The organism is Streptacidiphilus anmyonensis (assembly GCF_000787855.1).
Lineage (GTDB): Bacteria > Actinomycetota > Actinomycetes > Streptomycetales > Streptomycetaceae > Streptacidiphilus > Streptacidiphilus anmyonensis.
Genome location: NZ_BBPQ01000089.1, coordinates 22,162 through 28,456 on the forward strand (window position 1 = coordinate 22,162; position 6,295 = coordinate 28,456).

General features: G+C 75.0%; 5 protein-coding genes. 4 read left to right on the forward strand and 1 reads right to left on the reverse strand.

Annotated elements, in window-relative coordinates:
- Positions 1–68: 68 nt before the first annotated feature.
- A complete protein-coding gene (tyrS, locus tag TR50_RS38465; RefSeq protein WP_042433745.1) occupies positions 69–1,556 on the reverse strand; it encodes a tyrosine--tRNA ligase in 1,488 nt (495 codons plus the stop codon).
- Positions 1,557–1,922: 366 nt separating this feature from the next.
- Here tyrS and TR50_RS38470 point away from each other — a divergent pair, with 366 nt between their 5' ends.
- The 4 genes from TR50_RS38470 (at position 1,923) to TR50_RS38485 (ending at position 6,288) form a co-directional block, all read left to right on the forward strand.
- Positions 1,923–2,672 (forward strand): HipA family kinase, encoded by a 750-nt coding sequence (locus tag TR50_RS38470; RefSeq protein WP_042433747.1) that lies wholly within the window; start codon positions 1,923–1,925, stop codon positions 2,670–2,672.
- The gene (locus tag TR50_RS38475; RefSeq protein ID WP_042433749.1) at positions 2,669–3,079 is read left to right on the forward strand and encodes a DUF3037 domain-containing protein; all 411 of its coding nucleotides are present in this window, start codon (positions 2,669–2,671) and stop codon (positions 3,077–3,079) included. Before TR50_RS38470 ends, TR50_RS38475 begins: the two co-directional genes overlap by 4 nt.
- A 443-nt stretch (positions 3,080–3,522) precedes the next feature.
- On the forward strand, positions 3,523–4,608 hold the full coding sequence (locus TR50_RS38480) for a DUF2332 domain-containing protein (protein WP_152648864.1): 1,086 nt from the start codon (positions 3,523–3,525) through the stop codon (positions 4,606–4,608).
- A 123-nt stretch (positions 4,609–4,731) separates the two neighbouring features.
- Positions 4,732–6,288: an MFS transporter gene (locus TR50_RS38485; RefSeq protein WP_042433751.1), complete on the forward strand. Its 1,557-nt coding sequence runs from the start codon at positions 4,732–4,734 to the stop codon at positions 6,286–6,288.
- Positions 6,289–6,295: the final 7 nt, after the last annotated feature.

The window sequence follows — 6,295 nt, forward strand, 5'->3', positions numbered from 1 at the left end:
GGCGAGGGCCCGGCCACGGACCGGCGAGGGACCGGCCGCGGACCGGCGAGGGACCGGGCGGTGAGGGCTCAGTCGTCGGCGTGGCCGTCCCTGCCGCCGCCCGGGGACAGCTCCACGACGGCGCGACCGCAGCGCAGGAACACCCGCGGGGGCACCCCGCCCCGCGCGCCGCCGACCAGCGCCCGGTGCGCGGCCAGCACGGCGGAGAGGCTCCGGTCCGCGTCGGCGGACGACAGGGTCGCCTCCCGCCGGCCGCCCGGTCGGTCCTCGGCCACCAGCCGGAGGCCGCCCGCCTCCGCGACGCGGCGGACCTGCTTCAGGCCGGGCGCCACACCGGCGACGCGGGCCAGCAGCTCGCCGACTGTCGCCGCGCGGTGTCCGGCGGCGTCCACGACGGGCAGGCCCGGCACGTCGGAGAAGCGCCGTTGCGAGAACCGGGCCCGGAACGCCTCGCGGGCTGCCGCGGCAGCCTCCGGACCGTGGATCGTGGCCGTCACGTCCGAGGCGAGCAGGGTCTTCACGCCCATCGGATGGACCGACCGCTCGGCCGCGGCGGTGAGCAGCAGCTCGACCTCCGGGTCCAGCAGCTCCGTCAGCGCGCGCAGGTAGTCCGGCAGCAGCCGGTCCGCGGCGGACATCAGCCGTCCGAAGATCTCCTCCGGGCCCGCGCCGAGCGCGACGTAGTTGCCTTTGCTCTTGCTCATCTTCGCGCCGGTGCCGTCGGTTCCCTCGATCAGGCCCGTCGCGACGACGACCTCCGGCACCTGGCCGTGCTGCTCCATCACCCGGCGGCACATCTGGAGGTTCAGCAGCTGGTCCAGGCCGCCCAGTTCGACGTCCGCCCCGACCTCGACCGAGTCCAGGGCCATGACCACGGAGTACACCAGCTCGGCCAGGGTCAGCCCGCTGCCCGCGGACAGCCGGGTGCGGAAGTCCTCGCGCTGGAGCGCGGCCGACAGTGGCAGCCGCTCCAGCACACCGAGGAAGCGCGGCAGCGGGAGGGCGCCCAACCACTCGCTGTTGAACCGGAAGTCGGCCCGGTCGAAGTCGAAGAACGGCCCCACCTGCCGCCGGTAGGTGGCGAGGTTGCGTTGCACGTCCTCCTCGCTGAGCGGCGGTCGGTCTGCGCTGCGCCCGGAGGGGTCGCCGATCCGCGCGGTGACGTCGCCGACGATGAAGACCACCCGGTGGCCCATCCGCTGGAGCCGGCCGGCCAGGATCATCGGCACGGCGTGGCCGAGGTGGACGTCCGCGGCCGTCGGGTCGATCCCGAACTTGACGGTCAGCGGCCGCGCGTCGCCGCGTGCGGAGGTGAGCAGCGCGGTGAGCCGCTCGGGCCCCGGGAGCAGGCGCGCCGCTCGGGCGTGGATCAGCTCGGCCTGGCGGGCGGGGGAGAGGTGGGAGAGGTCCATCTTCCGGCGGTCGGCGAGCAGGTGCAGCACGGCGTCGAGATCGGGGCCCCGGCGCAGGCCCGGCTTGCCGCGCAGGATGTGGGTGAGGGCCTCGGCGGAGGCGTCGAGGGTCGTCGGGCGTGCGTCGGAGACGTCGTCGGACATGGCGAAATGCGTCCCATCGGGTCGAAGGCGAGGGCGGAAGCAGAGGCGGCCGTCCTCGACGAGGAGGACGGGCGGTGCCGCAGGGGCGTGCGCACGGACGGCGCGGACTACCGCGGATATCGCTTCGCTGCGGCCTCTGCGGCGCACTCGGCCTGGGCCTCGGCCTTCGACGGGGTCATGGCGGGCAGCGTAGCCAGGCCGCTCCCCGGCGGGACACCGAATTTGTCGCGGACCGCAGCGGTGTCCCCGATGGGCGTCACGGTCGGCTGCGGCCGTGCCCTCGCCGTCCGACCGGGGCGCTCGTGTGCGTCGCCGCAGGGCAGAGGCCCCGCAGGCGGCGCACTTCGGGGCACTAGGGTGGTGCGCATGTTGCGAGAGGTGACGGCTGATCGGTATGTGACGCCGCTGCGGGAGGGCGGTTCGCTGCCCGGTCTGGTCGAGGCCGGGGCGGGCGGTCTGTGGGTCGCCAAGTTCGTCGGGGCCGCGCAGGGCCGCAAGGCGCTGGTCGCGGAGGTGGTGAGCGGGGAGCTGGCCCGGCGGCTCGGCTTCCGGGTGCCGGAGCTGACGCGGATGGAGGTGGACCCGCGCGTCGCGGTCGGCGAGCCCGACCAGCAGGTGCAGGACCTGGTGAAGGCGTCCGGCGGCACCAACCTCGGCATGGCCTACCTCAGCGGCGCGCTGGGCTTCGACCCGCTGGCCTTCCCGGTGGACCCGAAGCTCGCCGGACGCGTCGTCTGGTTCGACGCCCTGATCGGCAATGTCGACCGCTCCTGGCGCAACCCGAACCTGCTGGTGCACGGGGGCGAGCTGTGGCTGATCGACCACGGGGCCAGCCTGATCTTCCATCACAACTGGCCGCGGGCCGCCGCGTCCGCGCGCAAGGCGTTCGACGCGTCCGACCATGTGCTGCTGCCCTTCGCGCCCGACGTCGCGTCGGCGGACGCGGAACTCGGCTCGCAGGTGACCGAGACGCTGCTGCGCGAGGTCCTCGCGCTGGTCCCCGACGTCTGGCTCGCGGACGAGCCCGGCTTCGACGATCCCGACGCGGTGCGCGCCGCGTACGTGGCGCAGTTGGCGGCGCGGGCCGCCGGACCGAGGGAGTGGGTGTCGCTGTGAGCGCCGTTCCGGCTGCGGGCGAGGCAGCAGAGAAGCTGGTCTACGAGTACGCGCTCGTGCGCGTCGTCCCGCGCGTCGAGCGCGGCGAGCAGATCAACGCGGGCGTGCTGGTCTACAGCCGTCAGGCGGGAGTGCTGCGCGCGGCGATCCACCTCGACGACGCCCGACTGCTGGCGCTCGACCCCGCGGTGGACCTGGAGGGCGTGCGTGCGGCGCTGCGCGCGGTCGCGCACGTCTGCGACGGCGGCGAGGCGGCGGGCCAGGCCCGCCACGAGGAGCCGGGCCGCAGGTTCCGCTGGCTCACGGCCCCGCGCAGCACGATCGTCCAGCCGGGCCCCGTGCACTGCGGCCTCTCCGCGGATCCGGCGGCGGAGACGGACCGGCTGCTGGCCCTCCTCGTCCGCTGACCCGCCCCACCGGCGGAGCTCCCCCGCCGTGGTCGACGCCCGCCCCCTCGACGCGGAGGCGCACACAGGCGTGCCCGGCGGCTTGCGGTGCGTGCCTCCCGCCCGGCGCGGGGTTCGGGGTGGCCCTCACCTGTTCCACGGTTGGGGGGTCCGCCGACGTGGCTCCGCCCGCGCGGGCGTGCTCGGCAGCTTGCGGCGCGTGCCTCCCGCCCGGCGGGGGTTCGCGGGGCCCTCAGCTGTTCCACGGCTCGGGGCCTGCCCGGCCCAAGGCGGCGCGATCCCCAACGGGTGAGGACCGCCGTTTCTGTCGTCGCCTGCGTCCTCGCGCCGGCAACCGCGCGGACCTCTGGCTCTTGCGTGCGGGTGTGCGAGCGTGCGGCCACGGAGAGCTGACGTCCTGCGACTTCCCGCGCGGGCGCGTGCCGTCGCGCTACCGTCGGCGCATGACGACCAAGATCACCGAGACGCCGCGGGAGCGCGTGCGGCGCGCGTTCACCGAGCCGGGGGAGTTCCGGACCTCGCCGTTGTACCGGGCGCTGAGCCGGACCGTCGCCGGGGACGAGGCGTTGCTCGACCTCGCGGCCGGCGGGCGGCCGGGCCAGTACCCGACGTTCCTGTTCTTCGGCGCCGTGCACCACCTGCTGCTCACCGACGCCGCCGCCGCGGGCGACCCGCTCGCTGCGTACTATCCGTCGCTGCTGCCGCCCGGCGCGACCGCCCGGCCCGCGGAGGAGGCCGGGCCCGCGCTCGTGGACTTCTGCGCCCGTCACGCCGACGCGCTGCGCGCGCTCATCGGCACGCGGCTGGTGCAGACGAACCAGGTCCAACGCGCGCTGGGCCTGCGCTTCGGGCTCGCGGCGATCGCCGCCGAGCTCGGGGACCGGCCGGTCCACCTGATCGAGGTGGGCACCAGTGCGGGGCTCAACCTGCGGTTCGACCGGTACGGCTACCGCCTTGGCGGGCGCGGCTACGGAGACCCGGACTCGCCGGTCCAGCTCGTCGCGGAGCTGTACGGGGACGGGGAGGTGCCGGACCTCGACGCGCTGCCCCGGCTGGCGAGCGTGGTGGGCGTGGACCTGAACCCCGTCGACGTCCTGGACCGCGAGGACCGGCAGTGGCTGCGGGCCCTCGTCTGGCCGGAGAACCAGGACCAGGGGCTGCTGCTGGCCGCCGCGCTGGACCTGGTCGCAGGCGACCCGCCGCCGATCCTGGCGGGGGACGCGATCGACGTGCTGCCGGGTCTGGCGGCCTCCCTCCCCGACGGCGAGCCGCGCGTGGTCTACCACTCCGCGACGCGCATGCACGTGCCCGCGGAGCGGCTCGACGCTTTCGACGCCGCGATCGCGTCGCTCGGCGACTCCGGCCCGCTGTGGTGGCTGTCGGTGGAGGAGGCCCCGGACCCGGATCCGCGGACGGACCCCTCGCGCGGCGGCGCGTCGCTGCGCCTGCGCGGTCCGGACGGCGACTGCCGTGATCTGGCCGTCGTCGAGGGCCACCTGCGGTGGGTGGAGACCCTGGCGGCGCGCTGACGGACGCACCGACAACCGACAGGGCAGCAGAAGGCTGAGGAAGCGCTGTGAAAAACCGGTGGCGGCCGGTTCGTCGTTCTTCTACGGTGTAGAAGTCTTATACGCCGTACAAGGAGACGTTCCGTGACCGCCGCCGTGCCCGCGCCCGTGCCCGCGCCCGCCGAACGGAGAGCCGATCGCTGGCTGATCCTCGCCGTGATCTGTCTGGTGCAGCTCGTCGTGATCCTCGACAACACCGTGCTCAACGTCGCCGTGCCCTCGCTCACCAAGGAACTCGGCGCGTCCACCGCGCAGACGCAGTGGGTCATCGGCGCCTACTCGCTCGCGCAGGCGGGCATGCTCATCGCCGCCGGCGGGCTCGCCGACCGCTACGGGCGCAAGCTCGTGCAGATGATCGGCCTGGGCCTGTTCGGCGTCGGCTCCCTCGGCGGCGCGCTCGCGTCCACGCCGGGCGAGCTGATCGCCGCCCGGGTCGGCATGGGCGTCGGCGGCAGCCTGCTGCTGGCGACCACCATCGCGCTGGTCGTCCGCACCTTCGACGCGGAGGAGCAGCCGAAGGCGCTCGCCGCCGCGATGGGCGTCGGCTCGCTCGGCTTCGCCCTCGGGCCGATCATCGGCGGGGCGCTGCTGGCGCACTTCTGGTGGGGCTCGGTCTTCATCGTCAACCTGCCCGTCTGCGTGCTCGGACTGCTCGCCGTGGCCAGGTTCGTGCCCGAGTCCAAGGACCCGCAGGGCGAGCGCCCGGACCTGCTCGGCGCGCTGCTGTCCGTCGTCGGCCTGGTGGCTGTCGTCTACGCGATCATCCAGGGCCCCGGCTACGGCTGGACCTCGGCCCGCACGCTCGTGCCCGGGGCGGTCGGGGTCGTCTTCGTCGCCCTGTTCGTGCTCTGGGAGCGCCGCACCCCGCATCCGCTGCTGGACATGTCGTTCTTCCGCAACGCCCGCTTCCGCGGCGCGGTCTCCGGCGGCGTGCTGGTCTCCTTCGGGATGGGCGGCTCGCTGTTCCTGCTCACCCAGCACCTCCAGTTCGTCCTCGGCTACGGCCCGTTGGAGGCCGGTCTGCGCACCGCGCCGATGGCGCTGACGATCGTGCTGCTCAACCTCACCGGGACCGGCATGCGGATCACCGCGAGGCTGCCCGCCCCGGTCGCCATCGCGAGCGGCCTCAGCCTGATGGCGGGCGGCCTCGCGGCCATCGCCGTGCTCGGCCGCCACGGGGACTACCTGGGCATCCTCCTCGGCCTGGTGCTGATGGGCGCGGGCGTCGCCTCCGCCCAGCCGGCGATGGCCGGCGCGGTCATGGGCTCCATCCCGCCGGAGAAGGCCGGCGTCGGCTCGGGGCTGATGGGCACCCTCAGCGAGCTCGGCAACTCCCTCGGCGTCGCCGTCCTCGGCGCGGTGCTGACGGCGGGTTTCGCGGCGTCGCTGCCCCACGGCGTCCCGAAGGACGCGGCCCGCTCCCTGCCCGAGGCGCTGGCCAGGGCCGGAGCCGACCGCGCGGGCCAGGTCACGAACGGCTTCGCGGACAGCCTGACCAGTGCTCAGCTGATCGGCGCCGTCGCGGTCCTGCTCGGCGGCCTGCTGGCCGCCTGGCTGATCGGCCGCGCCGTCACGGGCGCCCCCGCGGGCGGCGGCCCGGTCGCCGGCACCGCCGAGCCCGAGCCCGCCACGGCCGCCTGACCGGCGG